Here is a 22,194-nt window from a genome sequence, read left to right as displayed (position 1 = left end):
CTCTCCGGCGTGCCTCTTCGTCAGGGCAACCAATTCCTCAAGGCTCAGTTCCCGCATGTTCCTCAGGGTTCGGCACGCCCATATTGCGCGTCAAGAAGCTTTCAGTGGGCCACCAGTGGTCCTTCAGTGCAACGTGTCTGACATGGCCGTTCACCATATCTTCAGAAGCGCATGAGCGACTTCGAGAACCCTGGGTGCAGGTCAGAGAAATTACCGTGAGAACGGGGATACGATCATGTCGGATGTCGAGGTTCCCGTGTTGATTGTCGGGGGCGGAATGTCCGGTCTGGCGGCCGCTCTGTTTCTTCGTCAGCACGGAGTGGACTGCCTGCTGGCAGAACGGAACACCACCACCTCGCAGTTGTTGCGCTCGACGCACGTCAGCCCGCGCACCATGGAGCTCTTCCGCACTGTGGGCATCCAGCAGGTGGTGTGGGACGTGGCGGAGAAAGTGGTGCCGGGCATGTACTGGTCCCGCCAGGACCTGCCGCCCCGGCAGCTGCCGCGCGCCATCCTGCGGGCGGGGTCGCTCGCCGACGTTGTGGCCGGTGACATCGTCGTCATGGAGGAGGGCATCAACCAGTTCACGAACATTGGGCCTTGTGAGCCGGTCTGGTGCGGGCAGGACAAGGTGGAACCGATCATGCTCCGGGAAGCGGCGGAGCGCGGAGCCCGGGTCGGTTTCAACACCGAGATGCTCCAGTACACGCACGATCCGGACGGTGTCACCGCGGTGCTGCGCGACCGTGGCACCGGCGAGAAGATCACGGTGCGCGCCCGGTACCTGATCGCGGCCGACGGCGCCGGTGGGTCGATCCGTACGACGGAGGGCATCGGACGCTCGGGGCGGGGGACGGTCGGCCATGTGCTGAACGTGCTGTTCAAGGCGGATCTCGACGCCATCCTGGGCGGCCGTCGGTTCCTCATCCTGTATCTGACGAACCATCAGGCATCGGGCATGCTGTTCAAGCTCGACAACGAGAGGTGGATCTTCGGTCTCTTCTGTGGCCCGGACGACATCGTCGAGGGGAAGATTTCCCACGACGAGTGTGCGGAACTGATCCGTACCGCCACGGGCGAGCCGGACCTGGCCATCGACATCCACACGACGATGGGCTGGTGGATGGCGCACGAGGTCGCCGACAGCTACCGCAGCGGCCGGGTCTTCCTGGTCGGCGACGCCTGCCACGTGCTGCCCCCGACCGGCGGTTTCGGAGCCAACGCCGGTGTCCAGGACGCGAACAACCTGGCCTGGAAGCTCGCCGGCGTGCTCAACGGCTGGGCGGGTGAGGAACTGCTGGAGACCTACGAGGCGGAGCGCCTGCGGGTGGGCCGGGAGACCGCGGACCAGGCATGGCTGCGGCACATGCGGTGGAGCGGTCCGCAGGACGGCGCCACGGACCCGCAGCGGGATCAGACGGTGGTGACCACCGCCTATCGCTACACCTCCCGGGCCGTGGTCGGTGAGCCCTTCCCTGAGGCATTCGGGCACGACCTGACCATCGACGGCCGTCCGGGAATGCGGGTGCCGCACGTCTGGCTGACGCTCGGCGAGCGACGCGTGTCCTCCGTCGACCTGGCCGGTGACGCGTTCGCGCTGATCGCCGGCGCCGATGGCGCGCCGTGGGCCGAGGCGGCGCGCGAGGCAGCGGCCGACAGTGGCATCCCGCTGCGGGCGCATGTGCTGGACCGAGCCGGCGACCCGGCGGATCCAGCGGGCGAGTTCGCCGCCGCCGCGGGCATCGGCCGGAGCGGCGCCCTGCTGGTACGGCCGGACAGCTTTGTCGCCTGGCGGGCCGTCGGCCCGTCGGCCGACACCGGGCCGATGGTGCGGGGCGTTCTCTCCGCAGTCACCGGGCGCGGGGTCGGCGCAGCCATCTGAGAATCACCTGAGAAAAGGAGCAACGAGAATGCCGGAAATCTCCCTCAAGAAAAACTACTTCACCACGATCAGTGTGTTCACGGCTGCGCCGGAGGACCAGCGGCGGCTGTTCGAGATCATCGTCGAGGGCGAGGAGAAACTGCGCGGAATTTCCGGACTGGTCGCGTCCGCCGTGCATCTCAGCCATGACGGCACGCGTGTCATCGGATATGCGCAGTGGGAGCGCAAGGAGGACTTCGAGGCGATGCGTGCGGACCCGGACCGGCAGGGGCACTTCCGTGAGGTGCGAGAACTGGTCAAAGGTGTGGATCTGATCGCTTGCCGAGTCGCGTTCACGCACGACAACTCGTAATCTGCCGACGCCCACCCGCATCGCACACCCACCTGAAAGGAAGAGAAAGTGGCGCGTATCCCGGCCGACAAGGCCCACTTTACGATGGTCAACACCTTCCACACCGACCCGGAACACCAAGAGCGCTTGTTCGAGGTCATGTCCAAGGGCTCCGACGTCATGGGCGAGCACCCGGGGTGTATCTCGGTCACCATGCACCTCAGCCACGACGGCAAGCGACTGATCACCATCACCGAATGGGAGAGCAAGGAGGACTTCGACGCCATGCGGGCCCGCTCGGACCTCCAGCAGTACTTCAAGGAGGTGAGCGGGATCATCACCTCCGTCGATCCCACTCCTTGCCGTGTGGCCTACAGCCACACGGTGGTCTGAGCCGGCCGGACTCTTCCCAGGAGGCAGAATGCGAGCGGTAGGTATCACCTCGTTCGGCGGCCCGGAGGCACTGACGGTCGTCGACGTACCCGTGCCGGAGCCCGCGGCGGGCCAGGTGCGCATCAAGGTGGCGGCAGCGGCCGTGGCCAACTTCGACCTGGTCGCACGGGCCGGCTGGCTGGGGCCCATGCTGCCTGCGGCCCCGCTGTACGTCTTCGGATGGGATGCCTCGGGCACGGTGGACGCGGTCGGGCCGGGCGTCGTCGGATTCGCCCCGGGCGATCCGGTCGTCGCGGTCTCCGACTGGCTCGACACCAAGGTCGGTACCCAGGCGGAGTACGTGGTGCTGGACGCGGCCGCCTTGGCGGCGGCGCCCTCCACGGTGGATCTGACTGAGGCGGCGGCACTGCCCGTCAACGCGCATACCGCGACCCGGGCGCTGGATCTTCTGGGGCTGGAGGCCGGACAGACCCTCGCGATCACCGGAGCGGGCGGAGCGGTTGGCGGCTTCACCCTGGAGCTGGCCCGGGAACGCGGGCTGAAGGTTGTCGGACTCGCCTCCGCCCGGGATGAAGAGTTCGTCACGTCGCGGGACGCGGTCTACGTGCCGCGCTCCGACGACCCGGTTGGGGCGCTGCGCGCCGTGGCCCCGGAGGGTGTGGATGCCATGGTGGACGCGGCCGCGATCGGGCCGCAGATGGTGGGCACGGTGAAGGACGGCGGCGCGTTCGCGAGTCTGACACCGCCGAAGACACCGGAGCCCGAACGCGGCATCGAAGTCCACCGGGTTCACATGCACAGCGACGGGGCGGAGCTGAGCCGGCTGGCGGCGCTGGTCGACCGGGGCCGACTGACCCTCCGGGTCCACCAGACCGTCCCGTTCGAACAGGCTGCCCAGGCGCACGAGATGCTCGCCAAGGGCGGCATACGAGGGCGGCTGGTGCTCATACCGTAGCGAGGCTGGTCCGTGCCTGCGGACCGGGATCCAGCGTCACCCCGCGGGGCGTCCGGCACTGGCCGGACGCCCCGCTCGCGCGTGTCCGGCCCGCCGTGTACGGGCGTGGCCGAAACGTTGCCCACCCCGGGCACTGGCATTGCCGGAAGGAGCCTAGCGTCGCTAGGCTATGACTAGCGGCGCTAGGGGGGGTGGTGGGCTCCGAACCGCCAGGGCCGGTGGATGCCGCCCGATCCACAACCGTGCGAGGTGACGAAAGATGCAGGAGAAGCGACACGCTCTGCGGTTCCAGCTACTGGGGCCGGTAGAGGCGTGGTGGTCGAGGGGGCGCCTCCCGGTCGGCGGCGTCAAACGCCGTACGACGCTCGCCGCGTTCCTGCTGCGGCCGGGTACGGTTATCCCGCTCGACGAGATCGTCCAGGCCGTCTGGGGCCCGGACGCGTTACCTACCCTCCGCAACGCGGCACAGGCCCACATCTCGCGGCTGCGACGCTCGCTGCCGGCGCCGTCGCCCGTGGCGATCTCGGCCCGTTCGGGGGGCTACGTCCTGGACGTCGACCCGGACTGCATCGACCTGTACCGCTTCCGCCGCATGGTCGCGGACGCCCGGACGAGCGGCCGCGCGGAGCAGTTCCGGCAGGCGCTGGAGGTCTGGCGCGGCCGCGCGCTGGCCGACATCGACTCGCCGTGGCTGACCGGGCTGTGCGGAGGCAATCTGGAGGAGGAGCGGCTGGGCGTCGTCGAGGACTGGATCGACGCCGAGGTGCGCGAGGGTAACTACGCAGACGTCCTCGCCGGCCTGTCCGACCTGGCTCGAGCGCACGCGTCTCGGGAGCGGGTGCACGAGTTGCTCATCATCGCCCTGTGCCAGGCAGGACGGCAGGCGGAGGCCATGCTCGCGTACGAGCGGGCGCGTGAGTGGTTGGACCGGGAACTGGGAGTCCCTCCCGGGGCTCGGCTGCAGCGGCTCGCCCGGCAGATCCTCGGCGACCGGGCCCCCGGCACGCGCCCCGCCCTCGCGCCCGCGGCGGCGACCGCGTGGGGGAGGCCGCTGGCCGTCGCGTCCGTCAGGGACGCCATCGTGCCGAGCCTGACCCCGTCTTCAGTGACTTCCGATCTGTGTGTCCGAGGATGACTGTACGGATTTCCGCGAGAAGGGAGCAGCAGGTGGAGGCCTCGGATTCGGTCAGTTCCGATCTTGACTTCGTCATGGATATCGCCAGCGGATTCTGGCGGTCGCGGGCCCTGTTCAGCGCCGTGGAGTTAGGCCTGTTCACCGAACTGGCCCAGGCACCTATGACGGATGAGCAAATCACGGTGAAACTCGGGCTGCACCCCCGGGCGGCACAGGACTTCCTGGACGCGCTGGTCGCACTCGGGTTGCTGAGCCGTACCGGAGATGGCCAGTACGCCAACTCCGTGCCCGCGCAGCGGCTGCTGGACCGCGACCAGCCCGGCTACGTCGGCGGTTTCCTGTCCTTCATGGGCCGCGCGCTGTACCCGGCCTGGGGTCGCCTGAGCGACCTGCTGAGGACCGGACGGCTCCAGGAGGGCGACGACACGTTCGGCGAGTTCTACAAGGACCACGACCGGGTACGGGGTTTCATGGCCGCCATGGACAGCGCGTCCGCGGCCGTGGCTGCCCGACTCGTCGAGTGCGTGGACTGGAGCCGCTACCGGAGCGTGGCGGACCTGGGCGGGGCCCGCGGCAATCTGGTGGCGAGGATCGTCTCGACGCATCCGCACCTGCGGGGCGTGTGCGTCGACCTGCCGCCGCTCAAAGCGCACTTCGACGAGCACATGGCGGCCCTCGGAACCGCCGGGCGGGTCACCTTCCACGCGGCCGACTTCCGGACCGATCCGCTGCCCGAGGCCGACGTGATGATCTTCGGTCATGTCCTGCACGACTGGGACGAGCCGAGCCGGGCGCTGCTGGTGGGGCGGGTCTACGAGGCCCTCGCCCCGGGCGGTGACCTGCTCATCTACGACGAGCTGATCGACGACGACCGCTCCGGTCCCGCGCGCAGCCTGCTGATGAGTGTGAACATGAAGCTGGTCCGCAGCGGCGGCGCCGAGTACACCTCCGCAGATGCCCTGTCGTGGCTGGGAGCCGCCGGGTTCCAGGACATCCGCACCGAACCGCTGACCGCCACGGAGCGGCTCATCACCGCGCACAAGAAGTGACCCATCCCAAGGCCGGCGATCATCCCCGGGCATCCCCCGACCGGGGATGATCGCCTTCATTACGGCCGCATCGCCGTGCGGGCTCCTCGCAGTACTGGCACGTACAGGTCCATGGCAACCATGCAGTGCTAGCTTGTAGCTCAAACGCGCAGAGCCCGATTGGACCCAAGCAGCAGATGACAGCTCAACGTGCCGGTGATCCGCAGAAAGGGAAGCCCCGCCGCAGTTCGCGGAGTCTGTGGAACGACAATCGGACCGCCGAGCCGCAGCTGACCCGCTCCGAGATCGTACGCGTCGCCCTGGAATTGCTGGTGAGGCACGGATATGAAGCGTTCAGCATGCGTAAACTCGCAGCCGAACTCGACGTCAAGAATCCTTCTCTCTACTGGCATTTTCAGAACAAGGAGGATCTCTTCGACCTGGTCGCCGACGCGATTGTCGGCGAATGCGTGCTCCCGGAGGACGGAGAACCCGAGGCGTGGGCGGAGCGGCTGGCCGAGACCGCCCGTAATCTGCGCGCCGCGTTCCTCGAATACTCCGCCGCCATGCCGCTGTTCACCGGCCGCGCCCTCCTCGGACCGAACGGACTCAGGCTCAGCGATTACGTCATCGGCACCATGCGACGGGCCGGTTTCGACGACCGGACCGCCGGCTACGCCTATCTGCTGCTCACCTACTACGTCGTCGGGTTCGTCATCCAGGAGACAGCTTTCGGCCGGGGTGAGGCCGGTGAGGCACGGCTGCGCGAGATGAACGATTTGCTCAGAGGGCTGTCCCCGGAGCGCTTCCCGAACATCGCAGCCATACGTGAGACGCTGACCGAACGAGGCCTCGATGAGCGGTTCGAGCTCGGCCTGCGCGGCATGCTCGGCGGCTTCGCGGGGGAACGAAAAGAGAACTGACGAAGCGTCGGGCAGGAGCTCGGGCGCCGATCTGCAGCAGTCTCTGGAGCCCCTGCCCGTGTGTCCTGTGTCCAGCCGCACGTAAACCGGTGGCCTGTCACCGGTCGGCCATCACCTGCTGTCCCGCATCCTGGGCCCTTCTGTTGGGCGGCGGGCCCAGGAACCGTAGGAGAGGTGCTTCCCACCGCGTGTACATCAGCCAGGACAGCGCCTGGGTGACCGCGAAGATGAGCACGAAGAGCCCGGCCGCCTGGGCCACGTTCCACCGCGCGTCCGTCCCGACCAGGTGGTGCGCGCTGATGAGCACCATGTAGTGCAGGAGATAGAACGCGTAGGACTGCACACCCAGTTCGACGACGAGCCGATTGCGCAGCGGAGACACCTGCCCGCGCACATCGGCGGCGGCCGCAGCCAGGATCAGCAGGGCGATGGGCACGATCGTGGTCGCCACCTGTTGGTAGAGGTACGGCGAGTCGATGGTGGCGATGTAGACCACGACCAGCAGGGCGCTCGCCGTCGGGAGGTTCACGGGAACCCGGCGGCCGGTCTGGAGGATCCGGGCGAGCAGAATGCCCAGCACGAACTCCAGCAAACGCACGGGCGGGAAGTTGTTGACGAACAGCACCTGATACAGCGGCTCCGGGTTCCAGACGTAGCCCGGCTTCTCAGGCAGCAGCTTGGCGACCAGCGGCATGCACATCACCAGCCCCATGAGGCCCCAGGCGTATGGCCACAACCGCTCGGGCCGGATCCGCCGTAGGTAGCGGTACAGCAGAGGGAAGAGCAAGTAGAAGAACGCCTCACAGGCCAGGGTCCAGGCCACCGGATTGGCGCTGAGGAAGACCTTGGCCTGGGGGAACCATGCCTGGATCAGGAAGAGGTTGGGCAGCGCGGGCAGCCAGGTGTCCGGGGCGGTGAGCCGTGGGACGCTTTGGAATGGCTCCAGGGTCCATCCGGCCATGGCCATCAGGACGATGGCGGCCGTCCAGGCGACGAAGTGGTTCGGGTAGACCTTGGCGAACCGGCGGCGCCAGAAGCGGGGCGCCGTGTCGTCGGGCCGGGCGGACCAGGTCAGCACGAAGCCGCTGAGCACGAAGAACAGCGACACCCCGGCCCAGCCGGCCTTGCCGAAGGCGTGCATGGTGAAGTCCACCGCGCCCGGCTCGCTCCACATCCCCTCGTAGGTGAAGTGGAAGAGGAAGACGAATATGGCGGCCACGAAGCGGAGTCCTGTGAGGGACGGCAGCCGTTCGTCGCCCGCGATGGCCGACCGCTGTGGCGCTGGCGCGGACCGGGCACCTCTGCCACGGGGAGTCCGCATGTCAGATTCCTTCCTCCCCGGGACCCGCAGGACAGGGGAGGGCCTCCAGATCCGGTATGCCGAGGTCCACGTTCGTGGTCTCGATGCCACCGTCCACCTCCAGCAGGGTGCCGGTGACGTACGAGGCGGCGGGGGAGGCCAGGTAGACGACAGCGTGCGCGACGTCCTCAGGCGTCCCTGCTCGGCGCATCGGCGTCGCGGCCTCCAACTCGCGGCGCGCCGCGTCGTCTTCCATCACGAACCGCAGGTTGTCGGTGGCGATGGCGCCCGGCACGACCCCGTTGACCCTGACCCTGGGCGCCAGATCGTGGGCGGCGAGCCGCGTGTAGTGGGCCAGTGCCGCCTTCGACATGCCGTAGGACAGCCAGCCGCGGGCCGCCACCCTGCCTACGGTGGAACAGATGTTCACCACGGCACCCCCGTCCCGCGCAGCGAGCAGGTGCGGCAGGGCGGCACGGGTCAGCGCGTGAGCGGTTCCGACGTTGTACCGGAGCGCCTTTTCGACGGCCTCCCAGGAGGTTTCCTGGAACGGCTCGATCTCGGCGTCGCCCACGTTGTTCACCACGATGTCCAGCCGGCCGAAGGTGTCCATAGCCCGTTCGGCCAGTTCCCCGGCTGTCCCCGGCGCGGAGAGGTCAGCCCGGACGACGACGGCACGGCGGCCGTGGCTCTCGATCTCCTTGGCCACCGCACGCAGATCCTCCTGCGTGCGGGAAGCGATCAGCACGTCGGCGCCGGCCCGGGCCAGGGCTATGGCGGTCGCGGCGCCGATGCCGCGTCCGGCTCCGGTGACCACGGCAGCGCGGTCGTTGAGGAAGAAGGGGGTCATGGACATATTTCTGCACCACCTCGGGGTCGCTGGGGTTCGCAGGCTTAGTCGCGGCTGTATCCGACCGCGCATGTGAGCGGGGTGAACTGGGTGACCAGATCGCGAATCCGGCCGAAGTGCGCGGTCAGCGCGGGCTCCTGCCGCATCGCGCTGAAATGCCCCTCCGATTCCCACTGCGCGTAGACCACGAAACGGGTCCGGTCGTCGCTGGTGTGCACGTTCGCCGACACGAAGCCCGGCATCCGCCTCATCGCCCTCACCATGTCGGGGATGACGGTCATCACCTGGTCCAGATTCTCGGGAAGCACGGTTCCGAGGTTGATGATGGTGAACAGGTTATCTTCGGTGGAAATGTGTGCCATCGACGAACACCTCCCGGTGAATTGGGGCGGCCTCAGGTCCGCGTCGCCGCCGTCGATCGTCAGCCTCGCGGACCACTCTCCGGTTCTTCTGAAGGACCGGTCAGGAGGTGCGGACGCAGCTGGTTGCTGTGGAGGGGCAGCCATGGCGATCAGCCCGGCTGAGGGGAGGGGTCAGTTGTCCGTGGCGCGGGCCCTGAGCCGTACCAGCGTCACGGTGAGGACGGCGCCGACGAAGGCCACGCCGGCCACGACGAGGAACAGGAGATTCATCCCGGCCACGAACCCCTCACGAGCCGCGCTGACCACCTGTGCCCTCACGGCCCCGCTCAGTTGGCCCACGGACTGCGCGATGTCACCACCGGCCGCCGCGTTCGCCAGCTCCCGCACAGGCAGCCCACCGTCCAGGCGGTCACTCATCGTGGTGCTCACCTGGTGCTCCAGCAAGGCGCCGTAGACGGCGATGCTGATGGTCATGCCGGCCTGCCCCACCGTCGAGTTGATCCCGGCGGCCATGCCGAGCCGGCGGGAGTCGGCGACTTCCATCGCCAGTGCGCCGAGCGAGGGGAGAGCGATGCCGAGACCGAAGCCGACCGCGATCAACCCCGGGATCAGCGCCTTGACGGTGGAGTCGGTGGTGATGCCGTACATCAGGATCATGCCGACGCCGACGAGCATGAGACCCAGGGTCGGTAGCACCCGGGCCGGCAGTCGGTCCATCAGGGAACCCGCGATCGGACCGGCCAGCAGGATCGGCACGTTGGCGGCGAGGAAGCACAGGCCCGCCTTCAGCGCCGAATAGCCGAGCTGGTTCTGCAGATACAGGGATAGGTAGACCAGCAGTCCGAAGAAACTGGCGTTGGTGCACAGAGTGGCCAGCTGGGTGCCGGTGAACGAACGGCCGCGGAAGAGCGACAGGTCGAGCATCGGGTCGGGGTGCCGTGCCTCGATGAACAGGAAGGCGGCGAGGCAGGCCACCGCGGCGGTCAGCAGCACGACGACCTTGTTACTGGTCCACCCGTAGTCGTCGCCGCTCAGGAGTACGTACGTCAGCAGTAGAAGGCCTGCGGTGAGCGTGCTCAGACCGCCCCCGTCGAAGCGCTGGACCTTGCGTAGCTCCAGTTGCTCGGGGATGTTGAACCAGCCGATCACGACGACGGCGGCCACGATGGGTACGTTGATGAAGAAGATCCAGCGCCAGCCCAGCGACGAGACGATGACTCCGCCCAGCAGGGGACTGAGGACAACCATGGCGCCGGCGACGCCACCGCGGACCCCGAAGGCGGTGCCGCGGGCCTTTCCGGTGTAGCACTGGGCGATCAGGGCCATGGTCATGGAGAAGATGGCCGCGCCCGATGCGCCCTGGACGGCCCGTGCCGCGATGAGGAACTCAGGGGACCAGGCCAGACCGCACGCCACCGACGCCGCCCCGAACAGCAGCACACCGCCGAGGAACATCCGCCGGCGGCCGAATCGGTCACCGAGGAAGCCGACCGCGAGCTGGAAGGAGGCCAGGGCGAGCGTGAAGGCGTTGAGTACCCACTGCGAGTCCCTGAGGGTTGTGTGCAGGCTGTCCTGAATGTCCGGCAGAGCCACAATGACCACCGTGCCGTCGAGCATCAGCATCGACACGGCCAGGACAATCGCGACCAGCGGCCACCAGCCGCCGGTGGTCTCGGTCCGCTCGGGGCTCGACGACGCATCGGTGTCGGCCGGTAAGCCCTTCATGTCCATTGATCTTCAGCCTTCCGTTCCAGCGGGACTAGCATCGCTAGAGGAAAGGCTAGCAGTGGTAGGGTTTCTCTTGCAATGCTAGGGATTGGGTGGGTGTGGCAGTCCGGCCCTGGAGCGAGGAGCCAGGGCCGGACTGCGGCTGTTCCGTGGCGTGCTCGGCCGCGCGGGATCGGCGCGCGGACTACGCGATGACCGAGCTGCTCAGGTTGTCGGTGTCCAGGTCGAAGATCGGGCGTAGTGAGTTGAGGCCGGAGATCAGGGTCACGAAGTCCTTGCGTGGGAAGAAGAGCTTCCCCGGGTCCACCAGGGCCTGTGCGTACTTGTAGTACTCCTCGCGATCCAGGCCCGCGTTGTAGAAGAACCGGACGAAAGACAGGATGCTCTCCAAGAACTCTCGGTACGAGCGCTCGTACCGCTCGCCTACAGCGGCCTCCCGTGCGGGATCACACAGAACGCAGTCGACCGCCTTGGCCGCAGCGCCGGCGGCCAGCATGGCCAGCGTCACACCGGTGGAGAAGAGCGGATCCACGAACGCGGCGGCGTCACCGGCGAGCATCCAGCCCGGCCCGGCCATGCGATCGCAGGCGTAGGACCAGTCCCGGGCGCTGCGGTACGCGCTCACCCGGGTGCCGTTCTCCAGCATCTGCCGCAGATGGGTGGACTCCTTGAGCTTCGTTTCCAGCAGCTCCGGGAGGCCGAGCCCCGTCGCGGACGCGTCCTCGGCAGCGGTGACGTAGCCCACGCTGTGGGTGCTGTCGTACATCGGGATATACCAGAACCAACCCCCGGGGACGTGCTCGATGAATATGTTCCCGGCCTCGTCGCCGGTCAGGGGGAGGCCGTTCTGGAAGTAGCTCCACACGGCCACGTTGCGCAGATCCTCGTGGAACTCGACCTGGGTCATTTCCCGCCCGAGAACCCGGGCCTGCCCGGAGCAGTCGATGACGAACCGGGCCCTGACCCGGCACTCGGCGCCGCCCCGCTCGGCATAGGCGACCCCGACGACCCGCTCGTCCTCGACGAGCGGCTTCCTGACCGTCACCTCCTCCCGCACCTCGGCCCCCAGCTCGCGGGCCCGGGTCAGGATGAGGGCGTCGAAGTCCGCCCGGCGCACGTTGTATGCGTTGGGGAACTCCGGTTCGCCCTCGGTGAACTTGAACTGCCACCGGCCATCGCGCCCCCAGACCAGGCTGCCGCCGAACTTCTTGACGAAACCGAGGGCCTCGACCCGTTCCCTGACGCCGAGTTCCTCCAGCACTCCGACGCAGCCCGTGATCAGGGACTCCCCAATGTGGTAGCGCGGGAACTTCTCCCGTTCCAGGACCAGGACCCTGTGTCCCCGTTGGGCGAGCAGCCCGGCCGTCGAGGCGCCGGCCGGTCCTCCGCCGACGACGATGACGTCCCATTCCTCGCTGAGTGGTTCCTCGTTCGGCATCGTGCCTTCCCCTCTTCCTCGATGGGGTGCCGGTCGTCCGGCCCGCTCGGGAGAGGCTTTCGTGCCGGTCTGAAGGCACGCTCGTGGAACAGTGAGGACAGGTCGCGATCACGCTGCGGAGAAGCGGGAAGCCACGAATAGAACCAGGTTGTTCGCCTCCACCTCGCGGATGGTGACGCGCACCCCCGTCCGGTGCACCTCATGGACGGCCACACCGAGATCGGCGCAGGCCCGCCGGAACTCTGCGGATCGGTCGCCGAGCGGCAGCCATAGGAAGTTCCCGCCGGCAGCGGGGATCCGCCAGCCTCTGGCCCGCAGGAACCCCGCCACCCGGTCCCGTTCCCGCCGCAGCGCGAGCACCCGTTCTGACACCTCGGCCTTGGCCCGCAGTGACGCGAGCGCCGCCGCCTGTGCCATGACGTCCACCGCGTACGGCAGACCTGTCCTGCGTACTGCGCGGGCCACCGCTGGACGGGCGATCGCGAAGCCGACCCGCAGACCCGCCAGCCCGTTCGCGTGCGAGAAGGAGCGGACCACCGCCACATTGGGCCGTTCAAGGTGCAGTCGTACGCCGTCAGGGCCGCTCGGAGCGTCGGTGGACTCCTGGTACTCCTCGTCGAGTATGACGAGGACGTCGCTGGGCACACGTTCCAGGAAGACGTCGAGGTCGCGCCGGTCCACACTGGTACCCGTAGGGTCATTGGGGTTGCCGATGAAGATCAGCCGAGTGCGGGCCGTCACTGCTTCGGCAAGCCCCCTCAGATCCTGGTCGGGCCCTCGGAGCGGTACGCTCACCGGTCGGGCCCCAGCGACCGCGCTCAGCGTCGGATACCGCTCGAACGACGGCCAGGAGAAGACGACTTCATCGCCGTGTTCTACCGTGGCCAGCAGTAGCTGCTGAACGATCGCGGTACTCCCCGGCCCGACCGCGACATGCGCTGTGGGGACGAGCAGGTCCTCCGCAATGGCGCGGACAAGCTCGGAACACCGGTCGTCCGGGTATCGGTTCATCGCGGCTCCCGCCTCGTTCACGGACTCGATCACCGCGCGGACCGGAGGGTAGGGGCATTCGTTGGCGTGGGCACGGTAGATGCTGTCCGTCATCGCCCGCGGGCGAGAGGACAGGGTGTTCAGGACGGCCCGCAGCCGAGGTTCTGGTCCCGTCATCGCAGAGCTCCTGTGAGAACGCATCTGTGACCAGGTACACAACCTGTCATGGCGGCATCGTGCCAAGGACCGTTGACAAAGCGCTGACAGTGACTTGTCCGGTTCAGCGGCAGGCCATGATTCCGGGCATTCTGCTGTCACTGCCCCTGAGTACGCCAGCAGCGTGCGCGAGCCGCTGACCTGTGCCCTCAGCGGATCCGCCAGCACCTCTTCATCCAACTACCAGCTCTGGAACGTAACTTCACCGACATGACGACTCCACAGAAGATGTCCGAGAGCGCGAGCTGGCAAATCGGCGAGATGACGGTGCACCGAATCGAGGAGATTCCTCTGCGGGGGTTCGGGCGATGGCTCCTCCCCCGTGCAACGCCGGACGTGGTCGCCGAATCGGCCTGGCTGCGACCGTCGTACGTGGACGACGACGGGCAACTCCTCGGATCGGTGCATGCTTTCGCCGTCGAGCTCGGCGACGCACGGATCCTCGTCGACAGTGGCGTCGGAAACGGCAAGAGCCGACCCTTCCCTGCCTGGGACCACCTGAGTACCCCCTTCCTGGATCGGCTGGCGGCTGTCGGCTTCACACCCGAGAACGTGAACGTGGTGGTCAACACCCATCTGCACCAGGACCACGTCGGCTGGAACACCCGCCTGGTCGGTGACACATGGGTGCCCACGTTCGTCAACGCGCGTTACGTGTGCGCACAGGCCGAGCACGGGTACTGGGCCGATCGCGAGCTGAAGGACGACGAGCGCGAGATGTTCGCCGACTCCATCGACCCACTGCGGGGGACCGGACAACTGTCCCCCACCGATGTCCCGGAAGCCGGCACTGAGATCGCCCCCGGCGTCCGGCTGCTGCCGGCGCCCGGCCACACGCCTGGCCAGGTAATGGTCCGGCTCGACAGCGCCGGGCACTCCGCGGTGATCTCCGCCGACTGCCTCCACCACCCGGTCCAGTTCGCCCAGACCGACATGTGCGCCACCGCCGACGTGGACCCGGCGCAGGCCACTCGTACGCGCCAGAATCTCTTCGCCGAGTTGGCCAAAAGTGACACCGTCCTCTTTGGCAGCCACTTCGACGCTCCCGTCGCTGGCAGGGTGCGTGACGAAGGACGGGCCTATCGGTTTGTGCCTGTGCCCGGGGAGTGAGACCTCTCTCCACAGCCCAGTGTCTACTGCGGCAGATCCGGCAATCCCGGTATCCTGACTCGGGAGTTTTGCCCCCGGTCTGTCACCCCGCGCACCGCGGGGTGACAACCCGGCTGCAGGCAGGAAATCGGGGTCGCTGTCCGGGACTGGAGTGCCACCGGTGGCGACCAGGGGAGCGCGGACGCCTTTGGGCTCTGCAACACGGGTTGCGCTTAGCGGGACCGCGATATGTGCTGGCGGCGCGGCGGCCACGCGGCCCGGTGTTGAGGAGGCCCGCGCCCACTTCGTGATCAGCTGTTCGGCGAGGCGCCACGGCCAGTAGCGCTGTCGTCGTGGGGCTGGTCCGCGATTCCCTGGAGAACGGAGTCGATCACGTGGGCGGCCCGTTCGGCGTCCGTGGGCCGACCGGCGAGGTGGTCGGCGTAACACGCCCCCGACAGCGCTCACCGCCTGCTCCAGATCGGCGTCCTCGTGGACCTGGCCGTTACTTTGCGCGGCCCGGAGAACCCGCAGGAAGATCTCGCGCCTGGGCAGCAGCCGCGCTTCTGATCGTCTTGAGGGTTCGTGGTCCGGACCCGCGAAGCCGCGGTCGGCGCGGGCAACTATCACTACGTGCTGCCCATGTGAGTACCACGAACTTCCAGGTCAGACGCCCGTCTTGAGGGGATTTCCCCAGGGACTTTTCAGGGACTTTCCGCTACGTAAACAGGGAAGGCCCCGACAGCGCTGAAAGAAACAAACACGCTGGTCAGAGCCCATTTCCCTAGCACTCGATGACGTTCACCGCGAGCCCGCCCCGCGCCGTCTCCTTGTACTTGACCTTCATATCCGCGCCCGTCTGCTTCATCGTCTTGATGACCTTGTCGAGCGAGACATGGTGGCGGCCGTCGCCGCGCAGGGCCATCCTCGCGGCGGTGACCGCCTTGACCGAGGCCATGCCGTTGCGCTCGATGCAGGGGATCTGGACCAGCCCGCCGACGGGGTCGCAGGTGAGGCCGAGGTTGTGTTCCATGCCGATCTCGGCGGCGTTCTCCACCTGCTCCGGGGAGCCGCCGAGGACCTCGGCGAGGCCGCCGGCGGCCATCGAGCAGGCGGAGCCGACCTCGCCCTGGCAGCCGACCTCGGCGCCGGAGATCGAGGCGTTCTCCTTGAAGAGCATGCCGATGGCGCCCGCGGCGAGGAGGAAGCGGATGACGCCCTCCTCGTCGGCGCCCGGGACGAACCGGGTGTAGTAGTGCAGGACGGCGGGGATGATGCCCGCCGCACCGTTGGTGGGGGCGGTGACCACGCGGCCGCCCGCCGCGTTCTCCTCGTTGACCGCCATGGCGTAGAGGGTGATCCACTCCATGGCACGGGCGCCCGGGTCGCCCTCGGAGCGCAGGGCGCGGGCGGCGGTGGCGGCGCGGCGGCGGACCTTGAGGCCGCCGGGCAGAATGCCCTCCTGGGACATGCCGCGGGCCACGCATGCCTCCATGACCTGCCAGATCTCCAGCAGCCCGGTCCGGATCTCCTGCTCCGTGCGCCACGCCTTCTCGTTCTCCAGCATCAGGGCCGAGATGGACAGGCCCGTCTCCTGGGAGAGCCGCAGCAGCTCGTCACCGGTGCGGAAGGGGTGGGTGAGGACGGTGTCGTCGAGCTTGATGCGGTCCTCGCCGACCGCGTCCTCGTCCACCACGAAGCCGCCGCCGACCGAGTAGTACGTCTTCTCCAGCAGCGGATGGCCCTCCGCGTCGTACGCGCACAGCGTCATGCCGTTGGCGTGGTACGGCAGCGAGCGGCGGCGGTGCAGGATCAGCTGGGCCGAGTCGTCGAAGTCGATCTCGTGGCCGGGGCCGATCTCGGCGCCGAGCAGCCGCAGCCGCTTGGTGGTGCGGATGCGCTCCACCTCGCCGTCGGCCGTATCGACGTCGACGGTGCGCGGGGAGTTGCCCTCCAGGCCCAGCAGTACGGCCTTCGGGGTGCCGTGGCCATGACCGGTGGCGCCCAGGGAGCCGAAGAGCTCGGCGCGGACGGACGCGGTGTGGGCCAGCAGACCCTCGTTCTTCAGCCGGCGGACGAACATCCGCGCGGCCCGCATCGGGCCCACGGTGTGCGAACTGGACGGGCCGATGCCGATCGAGAAGAGGTCGAATACGGAAATGGCCACCGGGAGACTCCTTCGTCTGCACGCCGGGGGAAGCGTGTGCCCGCCGGGGAAGCGCGCGGGCCGTGCATGGGGTGGTGCGGGGTCGGTGCGGATGGTGCGGTGGGGGCGCGCCGGGCGGACGCGCCCCCGTGCCCGGGTTACTTGGACAGGTGCGCGTACAGCGGGTGCTTGTCGGCCAGGGCGGTGACCCGGGCCTTCAGCGCGTCCGCGTCGGCCGCCCCGAAGGGAGAGGGCGCCTTCAGCGTCTCCGCGATCACGTCGGCGACCTCGCGGAAGTCCTCCGTGGTGAAGCCGCGCGTGGCCAGCGCCGGGGTGCCGATCCGCAGACCCGAGGTGACCATCGGGGGCCGCGGGTCGTTCGGGATCGCGTTGCGGTTGACCGTGATGCCGACCTCGTGCAGCCGGTCCTCGGCCTGCCGCCCGTCCAGCTCGGAGTCGCGCAGATCGACCAGGACCAGATGGACATCGGTGCCGCCGGAGAGGACGGCGACGCCCACCTCCCGCACATCGTCCTGGCTCAGGCGCTCGGCGAGGATCCTGGCGCCCTCCAGCGTGCGCTCCTGACGCTCCTTGAACGCCGAGCTCGCCGCCACCTTGAAGGACACCGCCTTCGCCGCGACCACATGCTCCAGCGGACCGCCCTGCTGGCCCGGGAAGACCGCCGAGTTGATCTTCTTGGCCAGGTCGGCGGTGGAGAGGATCACGCCACCGCGCGGACCGCCCAGGGTCTTGTGGGTGGTGGTGGTCACCACATGGGCGTGCGGTACGGGCGAGGGGTGCAGCCCGGCCGCCACCAGACCCGCGAAGTGGGCCATGTCGACCATCAGGTACGCGCCGACCTCGTCCGCGATCCGGCGGAAGGCGGCGAAGTCCAGCTGGCGCGGGTACGCCGACCAGCCCGCGATCACCAGCTTGGGGCGGTGCTCCTTGGCCAGCCGCTCGACCTCGTCCATGTCGACCAGACCGGTCTCGGCGTCCACGTGGTAGGGCACCACGTTGTAGAGCTTGCCGGAGAAGTTGATCTTCATGCCGTGGGTCAGATGGCCGCCGTGTGCCAGGTTCAGCCCCAGGATGGTGTCGCCGGGGGAGAGCAGGGCGAACATCGCGGCGGCGTTGGCCTGGGCGCCCGAGTGCGGCTGGACGTTCGCCGCCTCGGCGCCGAAGAGCTCCTTCACCCGGTCGATGGCGATCTGCTCGACCACGTCGACGTATTCACAGCCGCCGTAGTAGCGGCGGCCGGGGTAGCCCTCGGCGTATTTGTTGGTCAGGACCGAGCCCTGGGCCTCCATGACCGCCGACGGAGCGAAGTTCTCCGAGGCGATCATCTCCAGGGTGGACTGCTGGCGGTGGAGTTCGGCGTCGACAGCAGCGGCGACGTCCGGGTCGAGCTCGTGCAGGGAGCTGTTGAGAAGCGACATCGAGGGTCCCGATCGAATAAGGAGGGTCAGTTTTCGGCGAAGGCGGTGTACTCGTCGGCGGAGAGCAGGTCCTCCGGCTCGCTCGTCACCCGCACCTTGAACAGCCAGCCGCCCTCGAAGGGGGCGGAATTCACCAGCGCCGGATCGTTCACCACGTCCTCGTTGATCTCGGTGACCTCACCGGAGACCGGCGTGTACAGGTCGCTGACCGACTTGGTGGACTCCAGCTCACCGCAGGTGTCACCGGCGGAGACCGTGGAGCCGACGTCCGGGAGCTGGACATAGACGACGTCGCCGAGCGCGTTGGCCGCGAATTCGGTGATGCCGATCGTCGACACGCCGTCATCGCCGGCGGCCGACAGCCACTCGTGCTCCTTGCTGTACCGCAGCTGCTGGGGGTTGCTCATGGTCCGATTCTCCTGGATACGGGGGAGTGCTTGGGAAACGGGTCTTAGCTGGTGGGATGCGGCGCCGAGGGATACGACGCCGAGGGGACGCGATGGGCCGGGGCCCGCTCGTGCTCGGAGAGGCTCAGCGATGGGCCGGGGTTCCGTGCGCGCGTGGACATGCTGTCCCCGGCCGCGGGCTACGGTCAGGGCTGTCTCGGGGTTCCGTGTGCGCGTGGACATGCTCAGCGCTCGCGCCCGGAGAAGCTCAGCGCTCGCGCTTGTAGAAGGGGAGCGCCACGACCTCGTACGGCTCCCGGGCACCGCGGATGTCCACGAAGACCCCCTCGGTGCCGGGCTTCGCGTACTCCGGGTCCACGTACGCCATCGCGATCGGCCTGCCCAGCGTCGGCGAGGGCGCGCCCGAGGTGACCTGGCCGATCGATGCGCCGTCGGCGGCCACCACGGCGTATCCGGCGCGCGGCACCCGGCGGCCTGAAGCGATCAGGCCGACCAGGGTGCGCGGGGTGACGGTGTCCGCCTGGTGGGACGCGGCCTCCAGGGCCTCGCGGCCGACGAAGCCGCCCGGCTTGTCGAACTTCACCACCCGGCCGAGCCCCGCGTCGAAGGGGGTGGTGTCGGTGGTCAGCTCATGCCCGTACAGCGGCATCCCCGCCTCGAGACGCAGAGTGTCCCGGCAGGAGAGACCGCAGGGCACCAGGCCCGCCGGGGCCCCGGCCTCGGTCAGCGCCTCCCACACCCGCTCGGCGTCGTCCGGCGCCAGGAACAGCTCGAAGCCGTCCTCGCCCGTGTAGCCGGTGCGGGCGATCATGGCGGAGACGCCCGCGACGGTGCCCGGCAGCCCGGCGTAGTACTTCAGCCCGTCCAGGTCGGCGTCGGTCAGGCGCTTCAGGATCCCCGCGGACTCGGGCCCCTGGACGGCGAGCAGCGCGTAGGCGTCGCGGTCGTCCCTTACGGTCGCCTCGAAACCGCCGGCCCGCCCGGTCAGCGCGTCCAGCACCACCTGGGCGTTGGCGGCGTTGGCCACGACCAGGAACTCCTCGTCCCCGAGGCGGTAGACGATCAGGTCGTCCAGGATGCCGCCCTCGTCGTCGCAGATCATGGTGTAGCGGGCGCGGCCCACGGCGAGCGCGGACAGCCGGCCGACCAGCGCGTGGTCCAGGGCGTCCCCGGCCTGCGGACCGATGAGAGAGATCTCACCCATGTGGGAGAGGTCGAAGAGCCCGGCGCGGGTGCGCACCGCGGTGTGCTCGTCGCGCTCGCTGCCGTAGCGCAGCGGCATGTCCCAGCCGGCGAAGTCGGTCATGGTGGCGCCGAGCGCGCGGTGCCGCGCGTCCAGCGCGGTACGGCGTGGGGTGGGCGGGGCGTCGGTCACGATTCAGGCTCCAGAGGTCGGGGTCGCGCGACGGCGAGGACGGACGACAAGGACGCGTGCGTCCTCCCCATCTGTCATCGGAACCTGAGAGGTTCGCCGTGACGCCCGTAAGGGGCCCGACTTGCACCTTGGGTGGAGCCGCGCCCGCGCGGCCCGCTTTTCAGATCTGCCTCGTCCGCGCGGTATCGGGGCCTGAGAGATTCAAGGGAGGACTTGCTCCTTCGGCGCCCCGGACACCCGGCACGGATGCCGGTCACCAAGGACTCTCCCGCGCGGATTCAAGCGGCCGGTATGGAGTTGCGCGGACATCATCGCATGTATGGCCGAGAAGGGAAGCCCCGATCCGACCGGGCTTCCGGCCGCCCGGTCAGGGGCAGCCTTGCCCGACATTACCTTTTCTTGACACTCTGCGGGTACGAGCAGCGTTGACCGACCTGGGAGGACGATCACGGTGCATGGGCAGGGAACGCACGCGACAACACAGAAGCTCCTGCCGGCGCGGCGTGGGCGCACACCCTCCGGGTCGACGGCCCGCCCCGGTCGAAGAAGCGCGGTGCACGATCTGCGCGCCGGGGCGGAGGGTGGCGGCACGGACCCACGTGAGCTGCGCTTTCCGGCAGGGGATGTGCTGGTCGCCTCCGGGCTGCCGGGCAGCGGCAAGAGCACCCTGATCAATCGGACGGTGCCGCTCCTGGACGAGACGGGCGCGGTCGTGATCAGGGTGGACTCGCAGAACACCCGCGAGGTGTGGGAGCGCCGGCTGCCCGGCTGGCTGCCGTACGCGCTCTACCGCCCGCTGGTCCGGTACGCCCACTACGCCGGGCTGCGCAGGGCGCTGCGCTCGGGCGTGAGCGTCGTGGTGCACGACTGCGGGGCGCTGCCGTGGGTCCGCCGCTGGCTGGCGCGGGACGTGCGGCGCCGGGGCCGCAGTCTCCACATGGTGCTGCTGGACGTGGGCGCCACGGAGGCGCTGGAGGGCCAGGCCGCCCGTGGCCGCGGGGTCTCCGTCTACGCCTTCGGGCGGCATCTGCGCGCGATGCGGCGGCTGATCACCGGGATGGAGGAGGGGCGTCCGCCGCGGGGGTGCGCGTCGGCGGTGCTGCTGGACCGGCGAGGCGCGAGCGCGCTGCGCTGCATCTCCTTCGAGTGATCACGCCTCTCCCTCGGGTGGCCGAAAATCGGCCATCGGCATCACACAGCGTGACGAGGGTCAGGGTCCTTCTGGCGGATCTCCGCGGCGTCGCCACGCCGCGGAGATCCGTCAGAAGGACCCTGGTCCGGACGAGGTGGGGAAGTGCTGTGGAGATCGCCGCCGCCCCCTCCGGCCCCGGGCCGCCCAGCGGTTAGGGTGCTTCGGGCAGGTCGGACGAGATGGCGGTTGGACGAAGATGAGCTTCCCGGAGCAGTACGGAGTGGCCCCGGCGCACGGAGGATTCCCGGACGGCGGGTATGCCGCGCATCCGGCGTTTCCCGGCAATGAGCTCGAAGAGGTGATGGCCGCCTCCGTCGACGTCCCCGGCGCCGGAGCGCGCATCGTCGAGACGCTCTCCCGCAGCCACCTGTGGATTCCGCTGCCCAATGGCGGGGGTCCGGGCAGCCCGAGTCTCGATCTGCCCACGATGGAGATCGACGGCGGCGCGTATGTCCCGGTGTTCAGCTCCGAGCAGCAGTTCCTGCGGCTCGTCGGCTCCCATATGTCCTTCACCGTCGCCCCGGCCGTGGAGTTCGCCCGCGGACTGCCGCCCCAGCTCGGCATCGCGGTGAACCCCGGAGGCGCGGTGGTCGTACCGCTGCCTCCGCCCGCCGTCCGGGAGTTGTGCCGCGCCGGGCGCACCGAGCTCGACGGCCCGGCCAACGGTGGCCGGGTGCGGCTCTTCGAACCGGACTGGCAGGACGAGCCGGTGGACTTCCTGGCCGCCGCCGGGATCGAGTTCGCCAAGGGCACCGGGGTGCGGACCGCCCGGCGCGCCCTGGCCAGCGTCGAGGGCGACGAGCCGGCGCTCTTCGTCGGTGTGCAGCTCGACGAGCCCGGCCCCGAGGGACAGGCGCGCGCGGTGGAGGCGCTGGGCCGCGCCCTCGGCTCGGTGCCGGTGCCGTGGAAGGTTCAGCTGGTGCTCCTGGACGTGGCGCAGGGCGATCCGGTGGCCGACTGGATGCTGGGACGGGTGCGGCCGTTCTACGACCGTGACATCTGACTCACCCCTGGG

Annotated in this window: 20 protein-coding genes and 1 riboswitch; of the genes, 10 read left to right on the top strand and 10 right to left on the bottom strand. The window is 68.9% G+C overall.

Annotation, left to right across the window (positions count from 1 at the left end):
• Positions 1-235: 235 nt before the first annotated feature.
• The 7 genes from J2Z30_RS09255 (at position 236) to J2Z30_RS09225 (ending at position 6,647) form a co-directional block, all read left to right on the top strand.
• On the top strand, positions 236-1,882 hold the full coding sequence (locus tag J2Z30_RS09255) for an FAD-dependent monooxygenase (protein WP_044569687.1): 1,647 nt from the start codon (positions 236-238) through the stop codon (positions 1,880-1,882).
• Between the two features lie 28 nt (positions 1,883-1,910).
• Entirely contained in the window at positions 1,911-2,234 is a 324-nt protein-coding gene (locus J2Z30_RS09250) for an antibiotic biosynthesis monooxygenase family protein (protein WP_044569685.1), read from the top strand.
• A gap of 48 nt (positions 2,235-2,282) precedes the next feature.
• Positions 2,283-2,606, top strand: a complete 324-nt coding sequence (locus J2Z30_RS09245) for an antibiotic biosynthesis monooxygenase family protein (protein WP_052701345.1) — start codon at positions 2,283-2,285, stop codon at positions 2,604-2,606.
• A 28-nt stretch (positions 2,607-2,634) separates the two neighbouring features.
• A complete protein-coding gene (locus J2Z30_RS09240; protein ID WP_044569683.1) occupies positions 2,635-3,561 on the top strand; it encodes an NADP-dependent oxidoreductase in 927 nt (308 codons plus the stop codon).
• Positions 3,562-3,820: 259 nt separating this feature from the next.
• Positions 3,821-4,696 carry an AfsR/SARP family transcriptional regulator gene (locus J2Z30_RS09235; protein ID WP_052701344.1) on the top strand — a complete coding sequence of 292 codons (876 nt, stop codon included), beginning with the start codon at positions 3,821-3,823 and terminating at the stop codon, positions 4,694-4,696.
• Positions 4,697-4,728: 32 nt separating this feature from the next.
• Positions 4,729-5,745, top strand: coding sequence for a methyltransferase (locus J2Z30_RS09230; RefSeq protein WP_209468618.1), 1,017 nt, complete (start codon positions 4,729-4,731; stop codon positions 5,743-5,745).
• A gap of 176 nt (positions 5,746-5,921) precedes the next feature.
• Entirely contained in the window at positions 5,922-6,647 is a 726-nt protein-coding gene (locus J2Z30_RS09225; RefSeq protein ID WP_078956620.1) for a TetR/AcrR family transcriptional regulator, read from the top strand.
• Positions 6,648-6,744: 97 nt separating this feature from the next.
• Here J2Z30_RS09225 and J2Z30_RS09220 read toward each other — a convergent pair whose 3' ends face one another.
• The 6 genes from J2Z30_RS09220 to J2Z30_RS09195 all read right to left on the bottom strand — a co-directional run bounded on the left by J2Z30_RS09220 (position 6,745) and on the right by J2Z30_RS09195 (position 13,492).
• Complete coding sequence (locus J2Z30_RS09220; RefSeq protein WP_052701341.1) at positions 6,745-7,968, bottom strand: acyltransferase family protein; 1,224 nt, start codon at positions 7,966-7,968, stop codon at positions 6,745-6,747.
• 1 nt (position 7,969) lies between these two features.
• A complete protein-coding gene (locus J2Z30_RS09215) occupies positions 7,970-8,803 on the bottom strand; it encodes an SDR family oxidoreductase (RefSeq protein WP_044569679.1) in 834 nt (277 codons plus the stop codon).
• Between the two features lie 38 nt (positions 8,804-8,841).
• Positions 8,842-9,159, bottom strand: coding sequence for a putative quinol monooxygenase (locus J2Z30_RS09210; RefSeq protein WP_044569678.1), 318 nt, complete (start codon positions 9,157-9,159; stop codon positions 8,842-8,844).
• A 171-nt stretch (positions 9,160-9,330) separates the two neighbouring features.
• A complete protein-coding gene (locus tag J2Z30_RS09205; protein ID WP_209468617.1) occupies positions 9,331-10,884 on the bottom strand; it encodes an MFS transporter in 1,554 nt (517 codons plus the stop codon).
• A gap of 187 nt (positions 10,885-11,071) precedes the next feature.
• On the bottom strand, positions 11,072-12,325 hold the full coding sequence (locus tag J2Z30_RS09200; RefSeq protein ID WP_044569677.1) for an NAD(P)/FAD-dependent oxidoreductase: 1,254 nt from the start codon (positions 12,323-12,325) through the stop codon (positions 11,072-11,074).
• Positions 12,326-12,433: 108 nt separating this feature from the next.
• Positions 12,434-13,492 carry a histidinol-phosphate transaminase gene (locus J2Z30_RS09195; RefSeq protein WP_044569675.1) on the bottom strand — a complete coding sequence of 353 codons (1,059 nt, stop codon included), beginning with the start codon at positions 13,490-13,492 and terminating at the stop codon, positions 12,434-12,436.
• Positions 13,493-13,741: 249 nt separating this feature from the next.
• Between J2Z30_RS09195 and J2Z30_RS09190 the strand changes: the two genes are divergently transcribed.
• Positions 13,742-14,641, top strand: coding sequence for an MBL fold metallo-hydrolase (locus tag J2Z30_RS09190; protein WP_044569674.1), 900 nt, complete (start codon positions 13,742-13,744; stop codon positions 14,639-14,641).
• Positions 14,642-15,404: 763 nt separating this feature from the next.
• Here J2Z30_RS09190 and J2Z30_RS09185 read toward each other — a convergent pair.
• From J2Z30_RS09185 to gcvT, 4 genes are all read right to left on the bottom strand, one after another.
• Complete coding sequence (locus tag J2Z30_RS09185; RefSeq protein ID WP_044569673.1) at positions 15,405-16,787, bottom strand: L-serine ammonia-lyase; 1,383 nt, start codon at positions 16,785-16,787, stop codon at positions 15,405-15,407.
• A 137-nt stretch (positions 16,788-16,924) separates the two neighbouring features.
• Entirely contained in the window at positions 16,925-18,205 is a 1,281-nt protein-coding gene (glyA, locus tag J2Z30_RS09180; protein ID WP_044569672.1) for a serine hydroxymethyltransferase, read from the bottom strand.
• Positions 18,206-18,231: 26 nt separating this feature from the next.
• Positions 18,232-18,612, bottom strand: a complete 381-nt coding sequence (gcvH, locus tag J2Z30_RS09175) for a glycine cleavage system protein GcvH (RefSeq protein ID WP_044569671.1) — start codon at positions 18,610-18,612, stop codon at positions 18,232-18,234.
• 247 nt (positions 18,613-18,859) lie between these two features.
• Positions 18,860-19,987: a glycine cleavage system aminomethyltransferase GcvT gene (gcvT, locus tag J2Z30_RS09170; RefSeq protein ID WP_044569670.1), complete on the bottom strand. Its 1,128-nt coding sequence runs from the start codon at positions 19,985-19,987 to the stop codon at positions 18,860-18,862.
• A 170-nt stretch (positions 19,988-20,157) separates the two neighbouring features.
• A riboswitch (glycine riboswitch) is annotated at positions 20,158-20,268 on the bottom strand.
• Positions 20,269-20,432: 164 nt separating this feature from the next.
• Here gcvT and J2Z30_RS09165 point away from each other — a divergent pair.
• Both J2Z30_RS09165 and J2Z30_RS09160 read left to right on the top strand, forming a co-directional pair.
• The gene (locus J2Z30_RS09165; protein ID WP_372453255.1) at positions 20,433-21,137 is read left to right on the top strand and encodes an AAA family ATPase; all 705 of its coding nucleotides are present in this window, start codon (positions 20,433-20,435) and stop codon (positions 21,135-21,137) included.
• A 238-nt stretch (positions 21,138-21,375) separates the two neighbouring features.
• On the top strand, positions 21,376-22,182 hold the full coding sequence (locus J2Z30_RS09160) for an enhanced serine sensitivity protein SseB (protein WP_044569667.1): 807 nt from the start codon (positions 21,376-21,378) through the stop codon (positions 22,180-22,182).
• Positions 22,183-22,194: the final 12 nt, after the last annotated feature.

Source organism: Streptomyces iranensis, from assembly GCF_017874715.1.
Lineage (GTDB): Bacteria > Actinomycetota > Actinomycetes > Streptomycetales > Streptomycetaceae > Streptomyces > Streptomyces iranensis.
Note: the sequence above shows the minus strand (reverse complement) of the source record. Positions and strands in the feature narration are given on the sequence as shown.

Excerpts from the sequence above, each read along its gene's own strand:
- J2Z30_RS09255 (WP_044569687.1), top strand. The coding sequence starts at position 236 with ATGTCGGATGTCGAGGTTCCCGTGTTGATTGTCGGGGGCGGAATGTCC.
- J2Z30_RS09250 (WP_044569685.1), top strand. The coding sequence starts at position 1,911 with ATGCCGGAAATCTCCCTCAAGAAAAACTACTTCACCACGATCAGTGTG.
- J2Z30_RS09240 (WP_044569683.1), top strand. The coding sequence starts at position 2,635 with ATGCGAGCGGTAGGTATCACCTCGTTCGGCGGCCCGGAGGCACTGACG.
- J2Z30_RS09235 (WP_052701344.1), top strand. The coding sequence starts at position 3,821 with ATGCAGGAGAAGCGACACGCTCTGCGGTTCCAGCTACTGGGGCCGGTA.
- J2Z30_RS09225 (WP_078956620.1), top strand. The coding sequence starts at position 5,922 with ATGACAGCTCAACGTGCCGGTGATCCGCAGAAAGGGAAGCCCCGCCGC.
- J2Z30_RS09220 (WP_052701341.1), bottom strand. The coding sequence starts at position 7,968 with ATGCGGACTCCCCGTGGCAGAGGTGCCCGGTCCGCGCCAGCGCCACAG.
- J2Z30_RS09215 (WP_044569679.1), bottom strand. The coding sequence starts at position 8,803 with ATGTCCATGACCCCCTTCTTCCTCAACGACCGCGCTGCCGTGGTCACC.
- J2Z30_RS09210 (WP_044569678.1), bottom strand. The coding sequence starts at position 9,159 with ATGGCACACATTTCCACCGAAGATAACCTGTTCACCATCATCAACCTC.
- J2Z30_RS09205 (WP_209468617.1), bottom strand. The coding sequence starts at position 10,884 with ATGAAGGGCTTACCGGCCGACACCGATGCGTCGTCGAGCCCCGAGCGG.
- J2Z30_RS09200 (WP_044569677.1), bottom strand. The coding sequence starts at position 12,325 with ATGCCGAACGAGGAACCACTCAGCGAGGAATGGGACGTCATCGTCGTC.
- J2Z30_RS09195 (WP_044569675.1), bottom strand. The coding sequence starts at position 13,492 with ATGACGGGACCAGAACCTCGGCTGCGGGCCGTCCTGAACACCCTGTCC.
- J2Z30_RS09190 (WP_044569674.1), top strand. The coding sequence starts at position 13,742 with ATGACGACTCCACAGAAGATGTCCGAGAGCGCGAGCTGGCAAATCGGC.
- glyA (WP_044569672.1), bottom strand. The coding sequence starts at position 18,205 with ATGTCGCTTCTCAACAGCTCCCTGCACGAGCTCGACCCGGACGTCGCC.
- gcvH (WP_044569671.1), bottom strand. The coding sequence starts at position 18,612 with ATGAGCAACCCCCAGCAGCTGCGGTACAGCAAGGAGCACGAGTGGCTG.
- J2Z30_RS09160 (WP_044569667.1), top strand. The coding sequence starts at position 21,376 with ATGAGCTTCCCGGAGCAGTACGGAGTGGCCCCGGCGCACGGAGGATTC.